Origin of the sequence: Psychrobacillus sp. (assembly GCF_032154225.1) — a bacterium.
Taxonomy (GTDB): Bacteria; Bacillota; Bacilli; order Bacillales_A; family Planococcaceae; genus Psychrobacillus.
Genome location: NZ_JALDYF010000015.1, coordinates 52,620 through 78,235, shown reverse-complemented (window position 1 = coordinate 78,235; position 25,616 = coordinate 52,620). Strand labels below are relative to the sequence as shown.

The window sequence follows — 25,616 nt, the reverse complement described above, 5'->3', positions numbered from 1 at the left end:
TAATTAATAAGTTCCAGGAAGGTTTCACAAGGCAAAATCGCGATTTTATTAATAGAAAAGTTAGAATTATTAAATGTTTTACAGGAGTTGCCATTGACAAAATGACCAAATTTTCATAATAATGACTGAACGGTAAACGAACCTTTGTACATAATACGTACTTTAGAAGGTTTTCTTAAATTAATAAATGAAAGTATTTTAGTCCAAGGACAAGATTTTTCTTAGGTTTGAAGAGTATCTGTATTCGATATTTTAGGACAGATATTATCTGTTTGAAGATATAAATTTATTTCACAAACATGGAGGGATATGTATGAAGAAGTTTTTAGTTTTGATGGTTGCTCTAATGATGGCTTTTATCGCGGGATGTAGTTCTGAAGAGGGGAAAGCTAAGGGGGAGACTAAAGGTGACACAGGAAATTCTAGTGAACAAATAGTGTTAGATTTAAGTATTCCAGAACCTGAAGATGCAAAATTTGGATTGACGGCAACTGCATTCAAAGAAGAATTAGAAGCACTAACAGATAATAAAATGACAGTGAAAATTCATAGTAATAACTCCCTTGGCGGTGAACGAGAAGTATTCGAGCTTATGGGTTTAGGTTCAGTAGACATGGCTATTCAATCAGCAGGACCTATGGGTAACTGGGTTCCAGAATTTAATGTTTTTGATTTACCATTTTTGTTTGATAGTACAAAGCATGTTTATAGTGTTCTAGACGGTGAAATTGGCGACGAATTGAATGAAAAGTTCGAAACTGCAACGAATGTGAAAATTTTAGGTTGGGTTGAAAACGGTTTCGTGGCGACAACTTCAAATAAAGAGATTAGCAGTGTAGAAGATGTTAAGAAAATGAAAGTCCGTGTTCAAGAAAATGAGATTCAAATTGATACATGGAAATCATATGGTGCAGAACCAACACCGATGGCATGGACAGAAGTATTTACTGGTTTACAACAAGGTGTAATCGATGGACATTCTAACTCAGCAGCTACGATTAAATCTTCTAAAATTTATGAAGTACAGAAATATGTAGCTGAGATTGAAGACCGTTTTAGTGCAGCACCAATTTCAATTAGTACAGCAACATTAAATCGTTTGACTGAAGAACAACAAACTGCGGTATTAAAAGCGGCTGATGTAGCAGAAGTAAAAGGTAGAGAATTTAACAAGCAAAAAGTTGAAGAAGCATTTGAGTTTTTGAAAGCAGAAGGAATTATAATTACTGCTCCTGACAAAGAATCATTTAAAACAAGTGCAGAGAGTGTATATACAAAATGGGCTCCTAAGTTGGGTGAGGAGTTAATTGAGAAAATCCGAAACACTCCTTATTAAACTTTTACTGCTCTTATAAAAGCGAGCTCAAACTATTTTGAACTCGCTTTTAGGTAAAGTAATATGGCTTTTATGAGAAATATCTCTTCTGTGAATATTTGAAAGCACTTTCATTTTAAGAAGAGATATTCTTTTATGTAAATTTGATAATTGAATTACATTAGAAAATGGTTAAATGACAGTGAATGCTAGTATTTTATAAATACACAGGGGATGTGGTGAACTTTGGAGTCCATTTTAAGAACTTACTTACGTTTTATTGATCGTTTAAACAAAGTAATGGGTTATTTATTAACTCTTCTATTAGCTGTTATGACAGCAATTATTTTCTGGCAAGTGTTTTCTCGCTTCGTTGTAGGCTCTTCTTTATCTTGGTCAGAAGAACTATCTAGATTTTTGATGATTTTCATGATTTTAATAGGTTCTTCTATTGCTCTAAGAAATAATGAATTAATTGCAATAGAAATATTATTAGAAAAAGTAGAAAATTTATCTAAAAAAGTTGTTGTTATTACTATTCACATTATATCAATCGTATTTTTTATCATTTTAATCAAATACGGTTATTCAATGGCCCAAAGCTTTAGTAATCAAACGGCTCCGGGTTTAGGTATATCTATGAAATATATTTACTTAGCATTACCACTTGGTGGTGTATTGCTTCTATTAAATTCTTTAGCTTGTATAGTGGAAGAAATCATTGGGAAGGAGGAAAAATAAATGTTAATTTTATTCTTTATTTCATTATTTGTACTCATGTTTTTAGGAGTACCAATAGCGGTATCACTAGGCTTGTCGACTGTTATAGGGATATCTCTTCATGAAACCCTTCCAATGGAAATTGTTCCTCAGAGAATATTTGTCTCACTAAATTCATTTCCTCTAATGGCTATTCCATTCTTTATACTAGCTGGAAACATTATGGGTATTGGTAGTATGTCAAAAAGACTTGTTAATTTTGCAAGTTCATTAGTGGGTCATTTCTCAGGTGGTCTTGCTATGGTTGCGATTGTGACATCTATGTTTTTTGCCGCAATTTCTGGATCGGGGGCTGCAACTACTGCTGCGATTGGTTCTATTTTAATACCTGCGATGATCGCTAAAGGCTACAAAATTGAGTATGCCGCAGCCAATCAAGCAGTAGCTGGGGCTTTAGGAATTATTATACCGCCGAGTATCGCCATGATTCTTTATGGTGTTGCAGCAGAGGTATCTATAGGAGATCTATTTATTGCGGGAATTATACCTGGAATGCTAATTACTTTCTCTTTATTAGTTAGCGCAATGATTATTGCTAAGAAAAACGGTTATGTTGGGGAAGAGAAGCAAAGTTTCCCTAGTATACTAAAAGCTTTTAAAGAAGCAATATTGGCAATCTTAATGCCACTTATTGTTTTAGGAGGAATTTACACTGGTGTCTTCACTCCGACAGAAGCTTCAGTAGTAGCTGTTGTGTATTCACTTGTTGTAGGTATGTTTATATATAAAGATATTACTCTACCACAATTAGGAAAAGTGTTAAAAGATAGTGCAGTAAATAGTTCCGTTATTATGTTTGTTATTGGTGCAGCGGGATTATTTGGATTTTTCATCGGTATTAACAGTGTTCCAGATATGATCTACGAATCTATTTCATCATTGGTTACAAGTAAATATGCATTCTTGTTCCTTGTAAACGTTATTTTATTCATTGCTGGAATGTTCTTAGAGGGTGGTGCGGCAATTCTAATTTTAGTTCCATTATTGCTAGGAACAGCGGTGAATTTAGGGATTGATCCTGTCCATTTCGGAGTTATTATGGTGTGTAACTTAGCTATTGGATTAGTAACACCTCCTGTTGGAATTGATTTGTTTGTTGTTTCCAAACTCACCAATGTTAGTATTATGCGAATTGCCCGGTATGCAATTCCACTAATTTTAATTTTAATTTTAGATGTGCTTATCATCACATATGTTCCGGCTTTATCCACTTGGTTACCGTCATTATTGAAGTAAAAGAGAGGGATGAAGATATTGAGTATTTTTAAACAATTAGCAGTTGTTGGTGCAGGGACGATGGGATTGGATATTGCCAAGTTTTTCATTATGAAAGAATGCCAAGTTGTTTTAATAGATAAAGAGCGAGAAAGTCTTGAAAAAATTGAGTTGTTTGTAAAGCAAAATTGGTCAGAGGATGAATGCTCAAGGTTAGTACTTCAAACAGGTCTTCAACAATTAAAGGATGTATCACTTGTTGTTGAAGCCATTCCTGAAAATGAGCGATTAAAAAAGGAATTATACAAAGAATTAGAAGAGCAATTATCTAATGAGGTTGTTATAGCAACAAACACTTCTGGGATACCAATTAATAAATTGTCTAGTGAATTAAAATTTCCTAATAGATTTGTCGGTATGCATTTTTATATGCCGGCAAATCTAATTCCAATTGTAGAAGTAATAAAAGGCAATCAGACTTCTACTTTAGTGGTTCAAGAGATTACAGATTGGTTAAAGGAATTAGGAAAAATACCTGTTGTTATCAATAAAGATATACCAGGTTTTATTGGGAATAGACTTCAACATGCGATGGCAAGGGAGGCAATATCATTATTAGAAAATGACATTGCAACTGCTGAAGATATTGATTTAGTAGCACAATATGCTCTTGGGATACGCTTATTATTAAACGGACCTTTAGCTCAAAGAGATTTAAATGGACTAGATATCCATCTAAATGCGGCTAGTTATTTATACCGGGAACTAGATAATCGAACAGAACCTTCAAAAATTCTCCAAGAAAAAGTATTTTCTGGTGACCTCGGTATTAAAACTGGCAAAGGATTTTATGAGTGGGAAATGCCTGCAAAAGAAATTCGTCAGCAAAATAATCAAGACTTAGGATCACTGGTTGAATGGCTAAAAAATAAAAACTTGATTGGATTTAAACACTCAAAAGGAAAGGGAGACTAATTTGGAATTGCACACGTCGAACTTCAATAGTTTATTGGCAACGAATCTTTTTTTTGGTGAGGAATGTGTGAATAAAAATTTACCGCTAATTATTCAAGAGCAAGGCTATTCAAAGATTTTTATTGCCACAGATCCAGGAATTGTGTCTTCTGGAATTTTGAATAAGGTTTTAAAAATACTTGATGATAGTAGTATTAAGTGTGAAATATTTTCCGAAGTAGAGCCAAATCCACTTGATGTAACAGTCATGAAAGGAACGGCTATTTATATAGAAGAAAATTGTGAGCTAATTATCGCATTAGGTGGTGGAAGTGCGATGGATTTTGCTAAAGGAGTAAGTGCAGTCGTTGGCAATGGTGGGCATATTCTTGATTATAGAAGAGGAAAGAAAACATTACAGAAGAAATGTCCAACTATTATTGCAATACCAACAACTGTTGGGACGGGATCAGAAGTTACTCCTGTGTCCGTTATTACCGACCCACAGGCTAAAAGAAAATATATTATCGCATCACCATACATTCAACCGCAATATGCGATGGTAGACCCAACATTAACATATACGTTACCAGCACATATCGTTGCTTCTACAGGTATGGATGCACTAGTTCATGCAATTGAATCTTATACCTCAAATGCAGCAAACCCTTTTTCTGAAAGTTTTTCAATACAAGCGATTAAAATGTTAGTGAAAAACCTACCAACTAGCTATAAAGACAATGAAGATCGTGAGGCACGTGCGCAAGTGCATTTAGCAAGCACATTAGCTGGATTTGCCTTTAACTATGGGAAATTAGGTATCGTGCACTCTTGTTCACATCCGATGTCGGCTAGATATGGTGTGCCACATGGAATAGCGAATGCTGTAATTTTACCTTATGTTTTAGAGTTTAATAAAGTAACTAATATTGAAAAGTTTGCTGAAATAGCTAGAATTTTTGATCCCTCTCTTAAAGATGTTGATGAGAGAGAGGCGGCGAACCAAGTTTCAAAGGTTGTTCATAGATTCAATGCACAATTGAATATACCTTCTACATTTAGTCATTTAAAAATAGATTTTACTCATTCAATGATTGCAGAATTAGCAAGAGATGCAATGGATGACGTTGGAACTTTTCCATTTAATCCAAGGAAAGCAAGCCTGGATGAAGTCGTTTCAATTTATCAAAAAGTATTAATTTAGCACAAATAATGTACAGAATGGGGCATGCGTATGTATATTAATGGCGAATGGATCAAATCAAATAATAAGCTAGAAGTTCGCAATCCTTTAGACCAATCAATAGTTGGCGAAGTGGACTTAGTAGGCTCAAAAGAGACTGAAAAAGCAATTCTTGCAGCATCGGAAGCATTTCCTAAATGGGCAGAACTTACCGGCGATCAACGTTCAGAGTATTTGCAAAAAGTAGTTCAACTTTTAAATGAAAAAAAGGAATATTTAGCTGAAACAATTACAAAAGAAATGGGAAAAGCGATCGTTAATGCAAGGGCAGAAGTTGATAGTACAATTGCCTATTTTAAATGGTTCGCGGAAGAGGCTAGAAGAGTAAATGGAGAAATTATTCCTGCATCGAGTAGCAGTAAACGAATTTCAGTTATTAAGCAACCAGTAGGAGTTGTAGCAGCAATTACTCCTTGGAATTTCCCGTTATCTATGGGCGCAAGAAAGCTAGGTCCAGCACTTGCTGTAGGCTGTACAGCCATTTTAAGACCTTCAAGAGAAGCACCTCTTTCTTCTTTAGAATTATTTAAAATATTTGACGAAGTTGGTTTTCCTAAAGGTGTAGTTAATTTAGTAAATGGTAGTTCGGATGAAATTGTCGGCACTTTGATGGACAGTAAAAAAGTACGAAAAATTTCGTTTACCGGATCAACTAATGTAGGGAAAATATTAATTAGACAATCTGCCGACACGATTAAGCGAGTATCAATGGAATTAGGCGGACATGCACCGTTTATTGTATTTGATGATGCAGATATAGATTTAGCTGTAGATGGGGCAATTAAAAGTAAATTTAGCTCTGCTGGGCAGCAATGCGTTTGTGCAAATAGAATCTACGTCCAGGAAAGTATTTATGAAGAATTTGCAACGAAATTTACGGAGAAATGCAAGCAATTAATAGTTGGAAATGGACTGGATGAAAACACTAATATTGGTCCACTAGTTAATGAGGATGCAGTAAAGAAAGTAGCGGCACAGGTAGAAGATGCACTTAGCAAAGGTGCAACTTTACTATGTGGAAGTGAAACATTAGAAGGCTCACTTTATGAAAATGGAAGCTTTTACCCACCAACAGTTCTTGGAAATGTAACAGAAGATATGATTATTACTTATGAAGAAACATTTGGCCCAATTGCTCCTCTTATTAAATTTACAACAGAGGAAGAAGTTATTCAAAAAGCAAATGATATTGAGTTCGGTTTAGCATCATATTTTTATACAAATGATTTAACGAGAAGTCATAGAGTAGCGGAACAGCTTGAATATGGCATGGTTGGAGTTAATGATCCATATCCGTTTGTTGTACAAGCACCATTTGGTGGAGTAAAAGAAAGTGGGCTTGGACGAGAAGGTAGTAATCATGGAATAGATGATTATTTAGATTACAAAACAATTTCCTATCAATTGAAGGCTTAAAGATAACGTGAGAGTTGTGAAATAACCTTGAAACAAGCTTTTAGTCGTATGTTTGTTTCAAGGGTTTTATTTTGTTTTCTACTATATCCGTGTTAAAGTTATTATAATAAGGTTGAAAAATAATGATCAAAGCTCTTTGTTTTATTACTTCAAACCGGTTTCCAATTGGAGCCGGTTTTTTGTATTATAGAGAGGTTGGTTAATTAAAGCATACGAAGGATATTATAGACTTTTAGACGAAATTTATTATAGATGAAAGAAGGTGTGGTCATGAGACAAGCGTCAACCCTAGTTGAAACGATGCGATGCAATTTGATAATAACGAATAAAGCACGCAAAGGTATCGAGGAATGGTCTAATGATGAGCATGCTTTTTTCAAAATGCAGCAATCTTTTGAAGTACATATTGAAAAACGTCCAGCTAATTCGCTTGGAAATACTTCACTGTCCCTTTATTTTGATAACGAGACAAATGAAACGCTGACAGAAAAGTTAGATGGCAAGGTCGCGGTGATGGAATGTATTCTGCAAAATGATGGATTGCTAGCGACTGGTTTTTACGTAAGAGGATCAAAAGTAAGGGTACGGACAAATAGACGGCTTTCGGCAAAATTGCAATTTAATACGGCACGTAATAATGGTACAGGAATGCCAATCCAACTGCATACAAAAATTCGGGAGTTACCTGTTGCGGAAGAGAGATCAGAGTACGTGAAGAAGCGTATTGCGAGCTGGGAAGGATATTTGCAAATTCAGGAACGAAATGCGGATGTTGCAGATATTACCGCTACTTATTCACGATTTACGCTCAATGAAGATTTCAGTAAGATGACACTTGTTTGCAATGATTTAAGTGGAAATGATACGAATAAAATAAGAGGTCTAAGTGTAAGTTTGAAAGGTTTCCAGCAAGATATTGGGGAAGTGCTCAAAGCCGATAAATCTAAGAAAACGGTTGAAATTGAACTTAGACCGAAATTTAGAGATATGGCAAGGCGAAATCAGTGGCAACCGAAATTGAATATGGAAGTAGTGTTCAGTAATTTCGCTTCACTTAGCCAAATTAGGAGACTTCGAAAAGGGTTTGAAGATCTACAGAATGGACTTGCAGCTAATCCCAATTTAGAACAAATTCTTTTTGAAGACCGCCCAAAGATACGCGTAACGAATAAGCGTGAGGAGTTGGAATTTCATAATAATTTAAATGAATTTCAACAAGAAGCTGTTAGAGGTGCAATGGATTCCGAAGATTTGTATGTCATACAAGGCCCGCCTGGAACAGGGAAGACGACCGTTATTTCGGAAATCTGCTATCAAAATGCAAAGGCAGGGTTTCGTACATTAGTTGCTTCCCAGTCTAACTTGGCCGTAGATAACGCACTTAGCAGGCTATTGTCACATAAAGATATTCGGATTTTACGTTTTGGAAGAACGGAAAGTATTGAAGAAGAAGGCAAGAAGTTCATCGAGGAAAATGTCGGACTATATTGGAAAACGCAAACATTAGCCGATTTAAATGAACAATTACAATCTCATGATGTTAGAGAAGCTCAGCTAGAGGCTGAGTTGAACAATTGTGAAGATCAAATCCAATTATTGCAAACTCAATTAGTTGTATTAAAGGAAAAGATCAAACGAAAGCAACAGGCAAAAGTTGAACATTTAGAGCGAAGTGATGAGATTAAGAACTTGAAAAAAAGCTTAATCATCGTTAAAAAAGAGCAAGAAAAGTTATTGGACAACGAAGCTGGCCTAACGAAGACAGCGGAAGGCGTAGCGCAAGAAATTGAGCGTTTGGAACAATTAATTGCTTCCCAACTGACTGTTCAACAGTTGAGTGAAAAAAAAGCACAAGTAAGCTCTGAAATTACTCAAATTCAAGATCAATTAGTTTATTGCCAAACAACGGAAGAAATAAAACACATAGAAAGTGCACTGCAAATTATTAAAAATGACTATCAACATGCACAACGAAAAAAAGTTCAATTGGAAGAGTTTACAGGTGAGATTCAAGCTATTAGCAAATTGGATATATTGAAAAGTAGAATAACGCATTATGACATTGCCCCTTCTTCAATAGTTGAGCAGCGGATGACAAGTTTGGAGACGTTAATCGAAACAATTAAGTCGTTTGCTGAATGGGACGAATTGAATAAAAGGCTGTTATCATCGATTGATTACATGGAAAAGTTGCTGAAAAAGCATAACTTTCCTGTAGAAACGCTTCAAAATAGAAATAGTGCGGTATTTGATACTTCGTATTCGGTAAAAGAGATTCATCAATTTATTGATCGCATGAAGCAGTTTTTAACTTCGGACAGTAATGATCTTAATATGGAGAAGTTAACTGTGTTTTTGGAAGGTTTGTATGTGCGGAGGAAGTTTGTTTGGAAAAAAGGAGCCGTTATACAAAGGGAAAAGGCGAATACTACTACAATGTTCAGTGCTATGAAAGACGAGCTGGCGATGCAAATAAAAAGTGAAACAAGCACGGTTGAACGCAGCTTAAATGAATTTAAGCAAAGTGGAGCAAGTCAAAAACAGCAATTAGGTGAGTTGCTTGATAGAAGCGAAAAAATTCAAAGTCAGTTAGAAAGTTTGCCAGATAATCTTTCACTGCCTTCTTTGCAATTAGAATTACAAGAAAAGCAAAGTGCATACGATAGTTATGTAAAAATGGATGGCAATATAAAGCATTATTCTAATCAACTAGCAGAGAAGCAGAATACTGCTGAAGCAACGGCAAAGCATTTAACAATTTGTACGGAAGCACTCGAGGAAATAGAAGCTGAAAGTAAAAGGTTAAATTCGGAAGGCTTGGAGCAGCAAAGACAATTAAAATCTTTAGAAGAAATATTGGAGCAAAACCTAGAAGAAGAGCGTGACATTGCATTAACAGAAATAAATTCATTGTCAGAAAAAGTAGTGTCGCTGAAAAAAGAGAAAGTGAGACTTCCTATTACGCAAGCACTTCAAAAGGAATGGTTTTCATTACTTCAAGATGCGAATGAATACGATTTAGATGAAATTCGAAAACTCTACGTTAAACATGGAAATGTTATTGGGACAACTTGTGTTGCATCTGCAAGAAAAGAGTTTATGGATAATTACCCAACTTTTGATGTTGTTATTATCGATGAAGTATCTAAAGCGACTCCTCCTGAATTATTATTACCGATGCTAAAAGGGAAAAAAGTTATTTTAGTAGGAGATCATCACCAACTTCCGCCACTTTTAGGGGAGGACACACTCGAGGAATTACTTGAAGAGAATGATAATACAGAAGAAAAGAATGAACTGAAAAAGCTGTTAAAAGAATCTTTATTTGAGCGCTTATTCAAAAACTTACCTGTTAGCAACAAGACGATGCTTGCTATCCAATACCGTATGCACGAAAGCATTATGGAGACGATTACGCCATTTTATGAAGAAGGGAATTATCGTCTTCAATGTGGTTTAACGGACTCGGATTCTATGCGTGATCATTTGCTCGATTCTCCTTTAGTGAAAAGAACAGATCATCTTCTTTGGTTAGACATGCCAAATAAACCTGCCTACTTTGAAGAGAAGGTGAAAGGCGGCACAAGCCGTTACAATCAAGCTGAATTAGAAGCAATTCGCAAAATGCTAATGGATTTGGATAAAGCAACGGAGCAAGCTAAAAAAGAAGGCAGAATGAACAAAGATGATAAAAAAAGTGTCGGGGTTATTAGTTTCTATGGTGAACAAGTAAAGAGAATTGACCGCTTAATTCAACAAGAAACGAGCTTTTCACATTTAACTTTCCGAACGGGAACGGTCGATAAATTTCAAGGAATGGAAATGGACGTCATCCTCTTGAGTATGGTTCGAAATACAGATGATCGTAAAGCCGATATTGGATTTGCAAAAGATTATAGACGCTTAAATGTTGCGCTATCACGTGCAAGAGAGTTGCTAGTCGTTATAGGAAGTGCGGATATGTTCACATTGCGGGCGAGACAGGAAGATTCAAGAAAAATGTACGGACGTCTACTGAAAATTGTTCAAGAGAAAAATGGATACCGTAGCTATGTCGGAGGAAACGTATAATATGCTGGAAACAGAGAAACAATTACGAAAAGAAATCCTACAAAATTTAAACGTGAAAATTATGGATTCGGCAACATGGAGTATACCTGTTCATACGATTGAGATTGAATTCAAAACAGTTAAGCGAACTAAAATGGACGTACTCATGAAAATGATACTTATTGCTTTTCAAAAAGCAGCAATTGAATCGGCAGAGGAATTGAGCGAATTATTACTTGTAGAGCTGCTTTTTATACAAGACTTTATGGAAATAATGAGTAGAACTCGATTAATTGTAAAAGATGAAAAGGCATATAGATTAACTGATAAAGGGCTGCAACAGCTTGAAAATGGAATATTTGAAGAGGAGCAAGAAGTCGACTCGAAGAATAAGTTGTATAGTCCTAGCCATTCATCGTTTTGGGCAGGTGACATAAACATAGCTTCTGATGAAACGAAAAAGATAGACGTTTATCGTTATGCGAATGAAGATAAACGTACAGTGGCACAAAAATTTGATGAAGCTATTGTTATCGAAGCGCTTCAAAAAGATGATATAGAAGTAACAGAAGGAGACGCTCAGACTATTATATCTGAAGTTGTTTCCACATCTAGGCTGCATATCGATCAAATTCCATGTATTGAATTTATTTTATACAATTCGGAAGAAGATAGTATGTATGCACGTGTTTGGAATACTTTGCGAGAGCAATGGGATGAAGCGCTTGAAAATCAATTGAATGAAAAAGAACGGATTGAATGGAGAAAAAGGTACTTATAGTTTTCTTAAATCCAATAATAGAATTGCCAAAAGACCGTAGACTTACTGTTTACGGTCTTTCTTCTGGTTGCTGTTCATAGTAATAATCAATCGGAATAAATAACCCGACTTTTCCGTATACATCATCCTCCAATGTAGCAAAGACAACACCGATTACTAGACCATCTCGATTCAATACAGGACTTCCACTATTTCCACGGTAAACGGGTGCTTTCGTCATCACAACAGGCTTTTCCCAGTCGGAGAGCTGTGTATAATCGATAATTGTTCCTTCATTTGCAATGCCAGTGAAGCTTAGTGGATTACCGATAAAGTAAATAGGATCGTTCTCTACAAAAGTTGTTTGTTCGGCAAGAGATAAGTATGGTAATTTTTCTTCATTGATTTCTAATACAGCTAAATCGACAGAAGGATAAGTATGTACAACATTTGCCTTGAACATGCCATCATCCGGGAAAATAACGGTGACTGTATCATTTCCATCAACGACATGATAGTTGGTTAAAATAGTTCCATCACTTGAAATAGAAAATCCAGTACCTTTGCTATCCTCTGTTGTAATAACGACAACAGATTTTTTGTAACTAGCAATATCTCCTTGTGCTGATAATCTAGTAGACGTTTTTAAAAACTCAATTGCTGGAATAGAATATATTTGAAATATTACTGCGAACGTATTAAAAAACAGTACAGTAGCCATAATCCAGAATAGCCACTTAGGAGAAGGATGCTTCGGTTTATGTTTTGTTTTTTCTAATCCCTCTTTAGAAAGTGCTTCTCGCTGTGCTTCCAATACAAGTTCTTGTAGTTCTTCATCATCAATGTCTTCAATAAAATGATCGTTATTCGGAGCATAAGGTTGCTGTTTGTCATCTGAGTTCATCTATTCACATCCTAATAATCAAATACGTATTGTTGTATTTGATTATACACTTGTCAGGATTAATTTTGATTAAAATAGGTGCCATGTATGAATTTTATACACGGCACCTATTTGTTTTTATTTTTCTAAAACTTGGTTGACGATCTCGCTTGTCTTGCTATTATTTAAATTTTTGTAAATGCAGCTTGTAGGAATTTCTCTTAAAGAATCGGCAAATGCGTTCGCCATTTCCGCTTCCCCTGCTATGTGAAATTGTGTCCAGCCACGCTTTAATTTTAGATTTTTTACAGTAGTATCCATTCCTCTAAAGAAGCTACTCACATTAAATAATTGTCGCGGTTCCAATGCTGCGGTTTTCTTTTTTTCTAATGCATTTTGAACGGTTGAATCCGTTTTTTTCAGCTCTTTCCAAACTTCTGTTACTGGATCAAATTTGTAAGTTAACTCATCTCTGACAAATCCCATTGCCGTATCCAATATGCGGATTTCACCGAAGCTAGGCATGATTATTCCTGCTTCGGGGTAAGCTTTGTACATATATTCCATTTGTTCTGTTACAGGGTGATTTTCAAAGTAAAAGTTTGTTTTTACCGGTACTTGCACGTAATGTACTGACCATAAATCCTCTTTTGCAGAGGCAAAAATGATAACTCCTTTTCGTAATTCCTTATGATTTGCTTCAATTTCATTCATGACCTTTTTCATGACTTTGTTAAATGCTTTTACTTCTTCTTCGTTACCAGAAGCAGTTAAATATTCTCGGATCCGCTTCATGCCATGTTTTAACTCAATTCTCCAAGCGCCTTTAAATTGTTCAGGGTCAGTTGGGTTTGTGTTTAAATAAATGCTCAATACACAACGACTGCTATAGCGATATGCTTTTAAAGATTGTAGTTCTTCGCTTATTGTCATATATCCTATAACCTCCTTCATCTTCACACATTAATAGCATTCCCCTTAAACGTATTAAATAATACGAAATATTATGTGTGCAAATGTTTTTAACTGAAGCATAGTGTGTGAAAAATAAAACATATGATAGGTTAGAAAGAATTTATTTGGGGGTTTATAATGAACGACTATGTGAATGTACTGAAAAATTTTTTACCACAATCGGCAACTATTTTGGAATTGCAGCAGCCTCAAGGAGGTGCAGCAATATTGCTGGCGGACATAGACGGAGATCTAGTGGAAGAATTAATCGGTGTGTACAAATATGAAGAGCAAAACTACATTTTGATATTAAAAAGCAGTAATAATCAATGGCTTCCTCTAATCCATATAAAAGGAGGAGGGTATGGAATAACAGATTTATTGGCAGTGCCTATCACAAACAGTTGGGTGAATACACTGGTAGTGGGCTGGCAAATCGGTAGCATGTGGTCGGAATTAGATTTATTGCAATGGACAGACAGTGGATTTGTAAAGTTGCCAACGAATAATATGGTTTACAGCAAATTGGAAGTAGAAGATATGCCAGGGCAATATGGTCAAGATGGGCAATATGAAATGGCTGTTTGGATACATGACACAGGCGAGGCATATAAAGTAGAGGTGTATCGTTTTAGTGAAACGGGGCTCGTCTTAGCGAAGGATGTTTATCCATATTATTTTAAAAAGGTTGCAGCATACTATCAAAAATTATTGCAGACTAATGATTTTTCTTTTTATTGGTATTATTTATCAGATGCACAAAAGAAATCAGGCGATTTAGAGGAGGATTTATTTTCCGTTGATAAAGCCCTGTCATTTCGCTCTCCTTATCCTTCGAAAGAGATGTTACTGAGCAAAAGGGAGCAAGTTTTAAACGATTTGGAGTCAACTACTCAAACTATTATAGATAGTAAAAGAGGAGATGTGACTGGCGATGGTTTCAGAGACATTATTTATCTCATGGGTGATAAGACGGAAGAAAGCCCATTTTGGCAAAACATTACGCTAGTTATTATGAATGAAAGAACGAATTTGCATGAGAGCATTCCACTTAAAGAAAATGCTGGCTATAACCCAACTATATTCCTTGGTGATTTTACAGGAAATCATGTAGATGACATTCTTATCGTTATAGATACAGGCGGAAGCGGAGGCATAATTTACGCATATGTGTTTTCCTTTTTGGAAGGAAAAATGCAGCAAGTATTTGATGTAGATGCGTACAATGAAAGGCATAAATACGAGGTTAACTATCAAAATAATTTCAAAGCAACTGTCGTTAGTGCAAGTCCAAGTAAGAAGTACACATTGGATTTAATGTACAAAGGGAAGGAATATTTATCCGAGATTTACAATGAAAACGGAACACTTAAAGACCCAATTGAAGGCTGGGTAGACCCAGTTGGTGGTTTGTATCCAGTTGACTATGCAAGAAGCGGTACGTATGAGCTTATGGCGTTACAGAAAATTGCGGGAAGATATCATGCAGACGGATTAGGATATGTGGAAAATGTATTGCAATGGAATGGTTATGAATTTGTGACAGATAGGCAGAGCGTAGCTATATTTGGTGAAGATTTACCTCTCCCTACTTGTCAAGGATAAAGGTCATCTATCGAAATTTTGTTTGACAATTTTGTGAACAGGGTGAATAATAGATGATAAGAAGGGGTGTTGGAAATGGAATCATACTCAAATATGCTAACTGCTACAAGATACGTAGCCGGCACTGTACTAACAATTGGAATTGCGATTTTTCTATATGGATTTCTTGTAAGTGACTTTAATACATTAGTTGGTGTTGGTATTGGAACGGTAATGGGGGCTGTCTTTATCTTTGTAATTGGTTTATTTTTAGTTGCTTCTGAAGAAATGATTGCTAACTCAAGAAAATGTGAAAAAGAGAGTGTCTAAAAAGACACTCTCTTCAATACTTTTTATTTACATATCCCAAACTAATATCAATAGTGTACCGAAAACGGTAATTAACGCAATAAGTAAACCGTAGTATACGTTTGTATAGATGGAGTTTTTATCATTCGTTTCACCAGCATGCATGAACACAATTAGCTGAAGACCAGCTTGTATGAATGCAGTTATGAGAAGAATAGTCATACCAACTGCAAATGGCATATCAGTAAAGTAAACTAGAAGTGCCACTGCAGTAAGAACTAGGGAAAATACAAAGCCCATTACTTGTTTAAGCGGGAATAATTCTTTCATAATTACATCATTCCTTTCAAGTAAATGAAGCTAAAGATGAAAATCCACACGATATCTAAGAAATGCCAATAAAGAGAGAAAATAAATGATTTATTAGCTGTTTCAGGTGTTAATCCACGTTTTTTAATTTGCATTAGGATAAATAATCCCCAAAATAAACCAAGTGTTACGTGAAGTCCGTGTGTCCCAAGTGTAGTTAATAGTGCAGCAGTAAATGCACTAGTTTGTAGTGTTGCACCTACATGAACATAGTGAATGAATTCATATATTTCAAACCCTAAGAATCCAGCTCCAAGTAGTAGGGTAATTGAAAAGAAAGTCATCATAGCTTTTTTCTTACCTAAACGCATAGCATGTATCGCAAGACCGATAGTAAAACTACTACTTAATAGTAGAAATGTTTCAACTAATACAGGAGTAATTTCAAAAATTTCTGCGCCAGATGGTCCATTGCCAATACGATTTTCTAATGTGAAATACGCTGCAAACAGTGTTGCAAAAAGCATTATTTCAGCACCAAGGAAAATCCAAAAACCTAAGATTTTTAAGTTATTTTCTTCCGTACTATATTCAAGCGGAAGCGAGTTATCTACCTTCATTTTTTAGCACCTCGCAATTTTGCTTCAGTTGCTTCAATTTCTTCAACTGAGATATATCGACCATGATCCTTCTCAAACGAACGATAAACCATACAACCTAAAACACCGATTAATGAGACGATGGCAAGAGGCCATATGCTAAATACCATTGCAAATCCAAAAACAAAGAAGATACAACTCATAATAAATGGCCAGCCACTATTATTCGGCATATGAATTTTTTCTATTTTACCATTAAATATTTCATGACCATTTTTCTTTGCATCCCAAAACGGTTGTGTTGATGTAGCTTGTGGAAGAATTGCAAAGTTATATTCAGGTACTGGAGTATGAGTTGCCCATTCAAGCGAACGTGCATCCCATGGGTCATTGCCAATATCTCTTGAAGCATAACGAATACTATAGTAAATATTGTAAACAAGTAAAGCAAAACTAATTGCCATAATTCCTGCACCGATAAATGAAACCATATTCAATAAACTAAAGCCAGTAGACTCAGAATATGTGTACATACGCCGTGCCTGACCATCTAATCCAGTAATATACATTGGAATAAAGGCTAACACGAACCCAACTGACATCAACCATGCTGTCCATTTGCCAATTCTCTCATTTAACATGAAGCCAAACATTTTTGGCCAATAGAAAGTCAGTCCTGCAATCATAGCGTAAACTACTCCAGGAATAATTACGTTATGGAAGTGAGCAACTAAGAACATCGTATTATGATATTGGTAATCTGCAGCCGACATTGCAAGCATAACTCCAGTAACTCCACCTAATGTGAACAATGGAATGAAGAGCATAGAGTATAGCATTGGCGTTGTGAATACAATTTTGCCTTTCCAAAGCGTGAATAACCAGTTAAATATTTTAACTCCGGTTGGAACTGCTATCGCCATTGTTGTGATAGAAAAAATACTATTAGATAATGGACCTTGACCCATTGTGAAGAAATGGTGAGCCCAAACTAAAAATGAAAATACTGAAATGACTACCATAGAAGCAACCATTGACTTATAGCCATAAAGATTACGACGTGCAAAGGTAGAGATTATTTCACTGTAAAGACCGAATGCCGGTAAGATTAGGATATATACCTCAGGGTGTCCCCAAACCCAGAACAAGTTAGCCCATAGCATATCCATACCACCATTGACGGTTGTAAAGAAGTTAGTTCCAAATAATCGATCCATTGTCCCCATAGCAAGAAGTACTGTTAATACAGGGAAAGCAAAAACAACGATTACGTTCGCGATAAATGCAGACCATGTGAACATTGGCATTTTCATTAACTTCATACCAGGTGCTCTCATTTTAAGAACAGTCGTTATAAAGTTAATACCAGATATTAATGTCCCCATACCAGCTATTTGAATAGCTATCATGTAATAGTTCGTACCTACTGATGAACTAAATTCATTTCCTGCAAGTGGGAAATAAGAGGTCCAACCTGCATCAGGTGATCCACCAACTATGAATGAGATATTGAATAATCCCATACCCATAAAGAATAACCAAAAACTTAATGCATTTAAACGAGGGAATGCTACATCACGAGCCCCGATTTGTAACGGAATAAGATAGTTAAAGAAGAAGGTGATGAATGGCATAGCCATAAATAGAATCATTACGATTCCGTGTGTTGTGAAAACTTCATTATAATGCTGTGAATCTAGAAATGTGTTATCAGGCATTGATAGCTGATAACGCATCATTACTGCATCCACTCCTCCGCGGAATAGCATAAGAAGGGCAATGACTAAATACATAATACCAATTCGTTTATGATCTACTGTAGTGATCCATTCACGCCAAAGGTATCCCCATTTCTTAAAGTACGTGATACCGATGACGAGGGCAATCATTGTTAGAGCAATACTAACCATTGCTCCGTATATTAAAAAGCTTGGATGTGGTACAGCAAAGCGTTGGAAGAAATCCATACTTTTGTAACTCCTTTCGGGAATATATTGCTTGTCACTCTAGTTATATTTGTAAATGTGTTATCAGTGTTGAGTGTGATTTGAATCCTCATCTGAATTATTCATTTCATGATTATCATGTTCTGATTGTTCTGTTTCGGTAGAACCGTGGTTATGATCAGGTGCAGGTGAGAATTCTAAATGTGTTCCAGTATATGTCGAACGTCCGAGATGTCCTGGTTCTAACAATTCTTCAAACTTCTCTTCTGTTAGAGGTTTGGCAGTGTCATGTACTTCCGTTACCCATTCATCAAATTTGGCTGAAGACATTGCTGTAACGTCAAATATATTTTCAGCGAATCCTGAACCACTGAAGTTTGCATTTCTTCCCATGAACTCTCCTGGGGAATCTGCTGCTAAGTGTAAAGTAGTGACCATATCAGACATTGCATATTTTTGTCCTCCAAGTTGTGGAATCCAAAAACTTGTAATCGGTCCATAAGAATATAGTTTAAATTCAATGGCACGTCCTGCTGGAATATACAAGTAGTTCACAGTCTCAATATCTTGTTCTGGATAACTAAAATGCCATTTCCAGTTGGAAGAAGAAGCGTAGATAATTAATGGTTCCTGGTCTTCGTATCCTGCTGGAATTGTTTCTACTTCATAGTTACTTTTGACTGAAACAATAGAAAGGAAAATTACGATTATTACCGGAATTCCTATACAAATTGCTTCTACAAGTGGACTTCCTTCTATATGAGGAGGTTCGTAATCTTCACTTTGTTTTGAAGCACGGTACTTAATTAACACAAATATTAAAATGGCAAACACAACAACGACAATTATGCCCATTGTCCAAATAGATAACATGATGTCATCTGCTTGTGTTTTTGCCTGAGGTCCTTTCGGATCTAAAACTAGTAATGGTTCACAACCTGTTAGCACAGTTAGTATAGTGAAAACCATTAAAAGAAAAGATGCTTTCAATTTCATCTTCATAGTTGTACCCCTTTCAATTAATTAAGCTTGGTAAGCAAGCACATAGTCATTTGTATTTGGCTAGCACCTATTATCTTATTACGAACTTTTTATAAAACAATAGCTAGATAGTCGGCTTCACACAACGTTCATCTTGTTGCCTTATTTAGTTCACTATTAGTTCACCAAATTGTAATGAACGTCAATGAATTGACACTATAATGGGTAAATATTCATTTAAACCCAACATAATAATTTGTGTAATAGTATTAGAAGTAAAGGGTGCTTCCGTATTTCTTAAAAGAATAAGAAAGTATATGAAAATGTACGAAGAATACTGAGTTTAGGGGTATTTTAAGTGGTAAAAGGTAAATGAGTGGATAAAATGGATTCCACTCCACACAGCTAGTTTAGAAGAATGTAATCATATTCTTTCTAGTATTTTTATGAAGTACTTATTTCTCTATTTTTAAACAGTAAGCAACGAATCGAATCTCTTTGTAAAAAACACAAGAGCTGCCAAAATTGCATCTTTGGCGGCTTCAAATGAGTTAGAATACACCTTGCTTCTCCTATTGCCAAAAGCATTTAACTACTTGGCGTGGAAGTTGAAGGTGAGCATTTGCCATACGATGACCGAACAAAAAGAGTGTTGGAAGGGGCGAAGCCACTTCCAACACTCTTTTAAATTTTCCGCGTTCATTGTATAGCCTAGTGTGAAGCCTGAAACGAGTCGGAAACTGTAGCACAATGGTATACCAGTTTTGTTTGAATATACCTGCTTTAGGAAACAATAAGTATTAGTATGTTAAAGGAAGAGGGATTAAATTGTACAAAAGACCTTGGGTAATGACACAGGAGTGGCATGATGTATTATTTTTACATTGGCCGGTTCTTCCGAATGCTGTGCGTGAACATGTCCCTTTAGAGTTAGAACTCGATCTTTACAATGATATGGCGTGGATTAGTTTAGTATTTTTCAAAGTGAAAGGGAATCGTACAAGATTTACTCCGCCAGTACCTGGGGTAAGTTCATTTTTACAACTTAATGTTCGTACATATGTCACCTTTAAAGGGAAGGTAGGTGTCCATTTCTTTAGCTTAGATGCTAGTAACCCTTTAATTGTGAAAGTGACTACTCTTGGTGACTTTCTACCTTATCGTCAGGCAAAGATGGACTTAATAAGAGAAGAGAATACATTTACAATGCTGAGTAAATATATAGGAAGAGAAATATTTACTGAAACACTTATTACTATGTTTGAACCAAAGTCCGATCTGATTGAAAGTGATCAGTTCGAAGGGTGGCTGACGGAACGTTATCATTTATGGACGAAAGCGAAAGGTCGTTTATTTCGAATAGATATAAGTCATTCACCATGGGTCTTGCAAAAAGTCACCGGAACAATTAATGAAAATACAATGGCTTCTTTTATAAAGAGAGATTTTCTTATAGGTCATCCGATTGCTCGTTATTCAAAATGGAAAAAAGCCCATTTTTTTTTACCAGTTATAGAAAAATAAAAAAGGTATCAAGCAATGTCACAATTAGAAATTGTTTCAAGGCTGATACCTTTTTTAATTAAATAGCTGTTGTATTGGAGAACTGGCTATTGTAAAGATCAGCGTAGAAGCCGTTATCTTTTAATAGCTCGTGATGAGTTCCTTGTTCTATTACTTTCCCTTGATCCATCACCAAGATTAAATCGGCATCTCGGATAGTTGATAGGCGATGTGCAATGACAAAGCTTGTTCGTCCTTCCATTAAGCGTTTCATCGCTTGTTGAATAAGCAATTCTGTACGTGTATCCACACTAGAAGTAGCTTCATCTAAAATCATAATAGGTGGATTTGCAAGAACAGCTCGTGCAATTGTTAAAAGCTGTTTTTGTCCCTGTGAAATATTAGATGCTTCTTCGTTTAATACAGTATTGTAGCCATCTGGCAATGTACGGATAAAATGGTCTGCACGGGCAGTTTTAGCGGCGGCGAAAATCTCTTCGTCGGAAGCTCCATCTTTACCAAAAGCGATATTGTCTTTAATCGTCCCATTAAAGAGCCATGTTTCTTGAAGCACCATGCCAAACGTTGTGCGTAGATCAGTGCGAGAAATTTGGTTCGTATCATGTCCGTCGATTGTTATTTTCCCATTGTTTAATTCATAAAATCTCATCAATAAATTAATGAGCGTCGTTTTACCGGCCCCAGTTGGTCCAACAATTGCAACTGTTTGACCAGGCAACACGTCGATATTCATGTCTTCTATTAAGAGTTCATCTCCATAGCCAAAGTCAACATGTTCGAATGTAACAGCTCCTTTTGGGGCAGTTAAGCTTTCGACAGTTACTTCTTTTACTTCTTCCTCTTCATCGAGTAATTCAAAGACACGTTCAGCAGCAGCAACGGTTGACTGCACGATGTTCGCAATGTTTGCCGTTTGCATAACTGGTTGTGTAAATTGGCGAGTATACGTAATAAAGGCTTGGATATCACCTATCGAAATAGCTCGTTGTGTCACTAATATACCACCGACAACACTTATTAGGACATAGCTTAAATTCCCGATTAAAGACATCATCGGCATAATGATACCCGAGATAAATTGAGCTTTACGACCAGCTTCATACAATTCTTCATTTACTTCATCGAACTGGGCAATCGCCTTTTTCTCATGACCAAATACTTTTACAACTTCATGTCCTGTATACATTTCCTCGATATGTCCATTTAATTGACCTAAAGTGCGTTGTTGATCGGCAAAATGTTTTTGTGATCTTTTTAAAACTGGTCGAATGACAAATATTGATAATGGTAAGCTAATAATAGAGATTAGCGTTAAAATCGGACTTATTGTAAGCATCATAATGATAATACCGATTATCGTGACAACGGAAGTGATAAATTGTGTCAAACTTTGTTGGAGCGTGCTTCCGATTGTATCAATATCATTCGTTACGCGGCTTAATGTTTCACCGTTTGGACGCCCGTCATAATATTTGAGTGGTAGTTTTTCTAGTTTTTGATTGATGTCTTCTCGTAAATCATACACCGTTTTTTGAGCGACACTCGACATAATATATTGTTGAATATAGCTAAACAAGCTACTGACAACATATAAGCCTGCTAGGAGCAGCAAAAGTCTGCCAATTGCATCGAAATCAATTGCTGCACCTGGAACTCCTGTAAACTTACCATACGCACCTTCAAATAGTTCTGTAATAGCGTTACCCATAACTTTTGGTCCTACAATGGAAAATACGGTACTTAAAATAGCAGCGATAAATACTGCGATTAATGAAGTACGACGCGGTTTTAAGTAAGAAAGAAGACGTTTTAATGTTCCTTTAAAGTTTTTCGCCTTCTGTCCCGTCATCATCATCATATTTCCTCCGCCAGGACCCATTCCGCCGCCTTGAGGTTGCGATTTTTTTTGCTCACTCATGCGATTTCCTCCTCTGAGAGCTGTGATTCGACGATTTCGCGATACACAGGGTTATTTTCAAGAAGTTCTTTATGTGTACCAATTCCTGCGATTTCACCTTTTTCAAGCACGATGATTTGATCAGCATCGACTACTGTACTTACACGCTGAGCAACAATAACTGTCGTTGCATTTTTCGTTTCATCTTTCAATGCTGCTCGAAGCTGCGCATCTGTTTTGAAATCTAGTGCTGAAAAACTATCATCGAAAATATAAACGTCTGGTTTTCGGATGAGTGCTCTTGCAATAGAAAGGCGTTGTTTTTGTCCTCCAGATACATTTGAACCACCCTGTGCAATGACTGAATCGTATCCATCGTTCATTCGGAGGATGAAATCTTCTGCTTGTGCTATACGTGCGGCATGTTCGATTTCTGCATCTGTTGCATCTTGTTTTCCGAAAAGAATATTTTCTTTAATTGTTCCAGAAAAGAGTAATGCTTTTTGTGGAACAAATCCAATTTTCGAGCGTACTTCGTCTTGTGAAACGTCCCGAATATCGACTCCGTTAACTCGGATCGCACCGCTCGTCACTTCATAAAAACGAGGGATTAAATTGATGAGTGTTGATTTCCCGGCACCGGTTCCTCCGATGATAGCGGTAATTTCTCCTGATTTTGCACGGAAACTAATATTTGATAATGCTGCTTCTTCTGCTCCAGGGTAGCTAAAAGATACGTTATCAAATTCAAGTGTTCCACGTTCTTTCGTAGCTGTTTGTGTTCCTTCATTTAATACATTTGCTTTCATATCAAGTACCTCATTAATACGGTTTGCTGAAACGGCGGCTCTAGGAATCATGACGAACATCATAGATGCCATAACAAGCGCGAACATAATTTGCATAACGTATTGAATAAAGGCCATCAAATCACCAATCTGCATAGCTCCACCATCTATGCGAATTCCACCAAACCAAATGATTAATACGACGGTTATATTCATCACCAGCATCATTACTGGCATTAAAAATGCCATAACTTTGTTTACTTTAATAGAAACATCGGTCAAATCTTTGTTTGCTTTTTGCAAACGCGATTTTTCTTGTTTTTCCCGATTGAAAGCACGAATAACACGAATTCCTGTTAAGTTTTCACGCATGACAAGGTTTAGGCGATCGAGTCGTGTTTGGACAGTTTTGAAAAGGGGTACACCTTTGTAAAGTATTAATAAAACGGCTGCTACTAACACAGGCATTGTAAGAACGATGACAAGCGATAATTTAGCATCTTTGGAAACTGCCATAATAATCCCACCAGCAAACATTAATGGGGCACTGATGACCATGCGAAGCATCATTATGACTACTTGTTGTACTTGGTTAATATCATTCGTTGTTCTTGTAATAAGTGAAGCTGTTCCAATCTTATCGAAATCCTGTAAAGAAAATTGTTCGACGTGATTGAATACTTTGCGGCGAATATCTCTCCCAAGCCCCATTGCAACTTTAGAAGAATAAAAACTAACAATAATAGATGCAACTGCGCCGAGTGCGGCAACTAAAAGCATGAATCCACCGATTTTCCAAATGTAAGGAATGTCACCAGGTACTACACCTTTATCAATAATATCTGACATAAGAGTTGGCAAATAAAGGTCGGTCATAGATTGGATGAAAACTAATCCAACGATTGCGAGGACAATCCATTTATATACAGATAGATGCTTTAATATTTTAATCATTTTTTTTGCACCCTTTCGTATGTGTTTCACTTTCTAGTAAATCGGCAATATGTGTAAGTGTTGCTTGTAGTTCTTCGTATCTTTTTGTATCCATCGTACTGATAATAGATTCAAGTGTTTGGTGGATGCTATTTTTGTGTGATTTTATTTGATTAAACAATGAAATGCCCTTTTCGCTAAGTATTAAGTGCATTTCACGGCGATTGTCTTCAACTGGTTTTCGTTGAATCCACTCGCTTTGTACTAGACCATCGACAGCTTGACTTAAGGTGCTTTTGGGCATTTGTAATATTTCACCAAGCTGTTTTTGTGTCATTTCTTTTTGTGGAGCGATGATCATTAGGACAGAATATTGTGGCATAGATAAATCGTTTTCTAAAGCAGTTTTATGTGCAAATCGCATCATGCTTCTGTTAACTCGCCAAAATGAATGAAGGAATGTAGATGATTTAAGTTCTAAATGGTTATGGTCTTTCATTGTTATGCCTCCGTTCTGTTTTGAATAGTTCATTTATGAACAGTTCTTAAATGTAAGTTAAATTTACTCTTGTTTATAAATAGTGTCAAGGTTTAAGTATTGCATAAAAAATCCACGGTCCTTTAAAGCCAAAAACATCTTAGCGACCCAGTTTCTAGATCGCTTCATGCTTTTCATTGAGCTATACGATGAACGGTAAAATCTTAAAAGCTTGTTGGAAGTGGATGCGCCGCTTCCAACAAGCTTTTACTTCGTTCATCGTATGGCAAATGTTCGACTTCCGCTCGCCAGAAACTTTCTTGCTAAGTAATTAAATATTTTTGGGGATAGGAGAAGCAAGTCTCTTTCTATATTCTTTGATGGTCGCCAAAGATAAAATTTTGGCAACTCTTTGTAGTTTTTTAGAAAGTGACACTACTACATTTGGTTATAAAGTGGAGGAATCGATGACAAATTTACTTGGTTCGAAAATTGTCGGTCTATTACTACCTAGAAGTGCAGATGAATTTTTTCTCTTCCAAATACATAAAAGAGCTTAAGTAGTAAGAACATGAATATACTCTCATAAACAGGAGGAATGTAGTGAAACGCTCGCCGAACACGTCCGCTTGTAACGAAATTCACTCCGCCAATCTATATACTCTCTTTTCTTCTATATGTACTGCAAACCCTGTGTT

General features: G+C 36.2%; 20 protein-coding genes. 11 read left to right on the top strand and 9 right to left on the bottom strand.

The genetic code is table 11. The annotated features are described in order from the left end of the window. The first annotated feature begins 313 nt into the window (after positions 1–313). The 8 genes from RUH95_RS16545 to RUH95_RS16510 all read left to right on the top strand — a co-directional run bounded on the left by RUH95_RS16545 (position 314) and on the right by RUH95_RS16510 (position 11,754). A complete protein-coding gene (locus tag RUH95_RS16545) occupies positions 314–1,336 on the top strand; it encodes a TRAP transporter substrate-binding protein (RefSeq protein WP_313894002.1) in 1,023 nt (340 codons plus the stop codon). 225 nt (positions 1,337–1,561) lie between these two features. Next, positions 1,562–2,056, top strand: a complete 495-nt coding sequence (locus RUH95_RS16540; RefSeq protein ID WP_313894001.1) for a TRAP transporter small permease — start codon at positions 1,562–1,564, stop codon at positions 2,054–2,056. Further along, positions 2,057–3,331, top strand: coding sequence for a TRAP transporter large permease (locus RUH95_RS16535; protein ID WP_313894000.1), 1,275 nt, complete (start codon positions 2,057–2,059; stop codon positions 3,329–3,331). 18 nt (positions 3,332–3,349) lie between these two features. Then, a complete protein-coding gene (locus RUH95_RS16530; protein WP_313893999.1) occupies positions 3,350–4,285 on the top strand; it encodes a 3-hydroxyacyl-CoA dehydrogenase NAD-binding domain-containing protein in 936 nt (311 codons plus the stop codon). Beyond that, entirely contained in the window at positions 4,251–5,468 is a 1,218-nt protein-coding gene (locus RUH95_RS16525) for an iron-containing alcohol dehydrogenase family protein (RefSeq protein ID WP_313893998.1), read from the top strand. The genes RUH95_RS16530 and RUH95_RS16525 overlap by 35 nt, the downstream gene beginning before the upstream one ends. Positions 5,469–5,498: 30 nt before the next feature. Next, a complete protein-coding gene (locus RUH95_RS16520; RefSeq protein ID WP_313893997.1) occupies positions 5,499–6,923 on the top strand; it encodes an NAD-dependent succinate-semialdehyde dehydrogenase in 1,425 nt (474 codons plus the stop codon). Positions 6,924–7,193: 270 nt separating this feature from the next. After that, positions 7,194–10,994, top strand: coding sequence for a DEAD/DEAH box helicase (locus RUH95_RS16515; RefSeq protein WP_313893996.1), 3,801 nt, complete (start codon positions 7,194–7,196; stop codon positions 10,992–10,994). A gap of 1 nt (position 10,995) precedes the next feature. Further along, positions 10,996–11,754, top strand: a complete 759-nt coding sequence (locus RUH95_RS16510) for a hypothetical protein (RefSeq protein ID WP_313893995.1) — start codon at positions 10,996–10,998, stop codon at positions 11,752–11,754. 49 nt (positions 11,755–11,803) lie between these two features. Here RUH95_RS16510 and RUH95_RS16505 read toward each other — a convergent pair whose 3' ends face one another. Together RUH95_RS16505 and RUH95_RS16500 are read right to left on the bottom strand one after the other, a co-directional pair. Beyond that, positions 11,804–12,637 (bottom strand): S1C family serine protease, encoded by an 834-nt coding sequence (locus RUH95_RS16505; protein WP_313893994.1) that lies wholly within the window; start codon positions 12,635–12,637, stop codon positions 11,804–11,806. A gap of 117 nt (positions 12,638–12,754) precedes the next feature. Then, positions 12,755–13,549 carry a VLRF1 family aeRF1-type release factor gene (locus tag RUH95_RS16500; protein ID WP_313893993.1) on the bottom strand — a complete coding sequence of 265 codons (795 nt, stop codon included), beginning with the start codon at positions 13,547–13,549 and terminating at the stop codon, positions 12,755–12,757. A 159-nt stretch (positions 13,550–13,708) separates the two neighbouring features. Between RUH95_RS16500 and RUH95_RS16495 the strand changes: the two genes are divergently transcribed. Continuing rightward, a complete protein-coding gene (locus tag RUH95_RS16495) occupies positions 13,709–15,175 on the top strand; it encodes a hypothetical protein (RefSeq protein WP_313893992.1) in 1,467 nt (488 codons plus the stop codon). A 75-nt stretch (positions 15,176–15,250) separates the two neighbouring features. Further along, positions 15,251–15,484 carry a hypothetical protein gene (locus tag RUH95_RS16490; RefSeq protein WP_313893991.1) on the top strand — a complete coding sequence of 78 codons (234 nt, stop codon included), beginning with the start codon at positions 15,251–15,253 and terminating at the stop codon, positions 15,482–15,484. Between the two features lie 27 nt (positions 15,485–15,511). On the opposite strand, the gene qoxD is transcribed toward RUH95_RS16490, so the two are convergent. The 4 genes from qoxD to qoxA form a co-directional block, all read right to left on the bottom strand. Beyond that, a complete protein-coding gene (gene qoxD, locus RUH95_RS16485; RefSeq protein ID WP_313893990.1) occupies positions 15,512–15,793 on the bottom strand; it encodes a cytochrome aa3 quinol oxidase subunit IV in 282 nt (93 codons plus the stop codon). A 2-nt stretch (positions 15,794–15,795) separates the two neighbouring features. Then, positions 15,796–16,392, bottom strand: a complete 597-nt coding sequence (gene qoxC, locus RUH95_RS16480) for a cytochrome aa3 quinol oxidase subunit III (RefSeq protein WP_313893989.1) — start codon at positions 16,390–16,392, stop codon at positions 15,796–15,798. Further along, on the bottom strand, positions 16,389–18,338 hold the full coding sequence (qoxB, locus tag RUH95_RS16475; protein ID WP_313893988.1) for a cytochrome aa3 quinol oxidase subunit I: 1,950 nt from the start codon (positions 18,336–18,338) through the stop codon (positions 16,389–16,391). Before qoxB ends, qoxC begins: the two co-directional genes overlap by 4 nt. A 63-nt stretch (positions 18,339–18,401) precedes the next feature. After that, positions 18,402–19,313 (bottom strand): cytochrome aa3 quinol oxidase subunit II, encoded by a 912-nt coding sequence (qoxA, locus tag RUH95_RS16470; protein ID WP_313894019.1) that lies wholly within the window; start codon positions 19,311–19,313, stop codon positions 18,402–18,404. An 813-nt stretch (positions 19,314–20,126) separates the two neighbouring features. On the opposite strand from qoxA, the gene RUH95_RS16465 reads away from it, so the two are divergent. Then, positions 20,127–20,822, top strand: a complete 696-nt coding sequence (locus tag RUH95_RS16465; RefSeq protein WP_313893987.1) for a YqjF family protein — start codon at positions 20,127–20,129, stop codon at positions 20,820–20,822. A 58-nt stretch (positions 20,823–20,880) separates the two neighbouring features. On the opposite strand, the gene RUH95_RS16460 is transcribed toward RUH95_RS16465, so the two are convergent. Genes RUH95_RS16460 through RUH95_RS16450 form a run of 3 tightly spaced genes read right to left on the bottom strand, consistent with a single transcriptional unit; the run spans position 20,881 to position 24,939 of the window. Further along, positions 20,881–22,740, bottom strand: a complete 1,860-nt coding sequence (locus RUH95_RS16460; protein WP_313893986.1) for an ABC transporter ATP-binding protein — start codon at positions 22,738–22,740, stop codon at positions 20,881–20,883. After that, the gene (locus tag RUH95_RS16455; protein WP_313893985.1) at positions 22,737–24,461 is read right to left on the bottom strand and encodes an ABC transporter ATP-binding protein; all 1,725 of its coding nucleotides are present in this window, start codon (positions 24,459–24,461) and stop codon (positions 22,737–22,739) included. Before RUH95_RS16455 ends, RUH95_RS16460 begins: the two co-directional genes overlap by 4 nt. Next, positions 24,454–24,939, bottom strand: coding sequence for a MarR family winged helix-turn-helix transcriptional regulator (locus RUH95_RS16450; RefSeq protein WP_313893984.1), 486 nt, complete (start codon positions 24,937–24,939; stop codon positions 24,454–24,456). Before RUH95_RS16450 ends, RUH95_RS16455 begins: the two co-directional genes overlap by 8 nt. Positions 24,940–25,616: the final 677 nt, after the last annotated feature.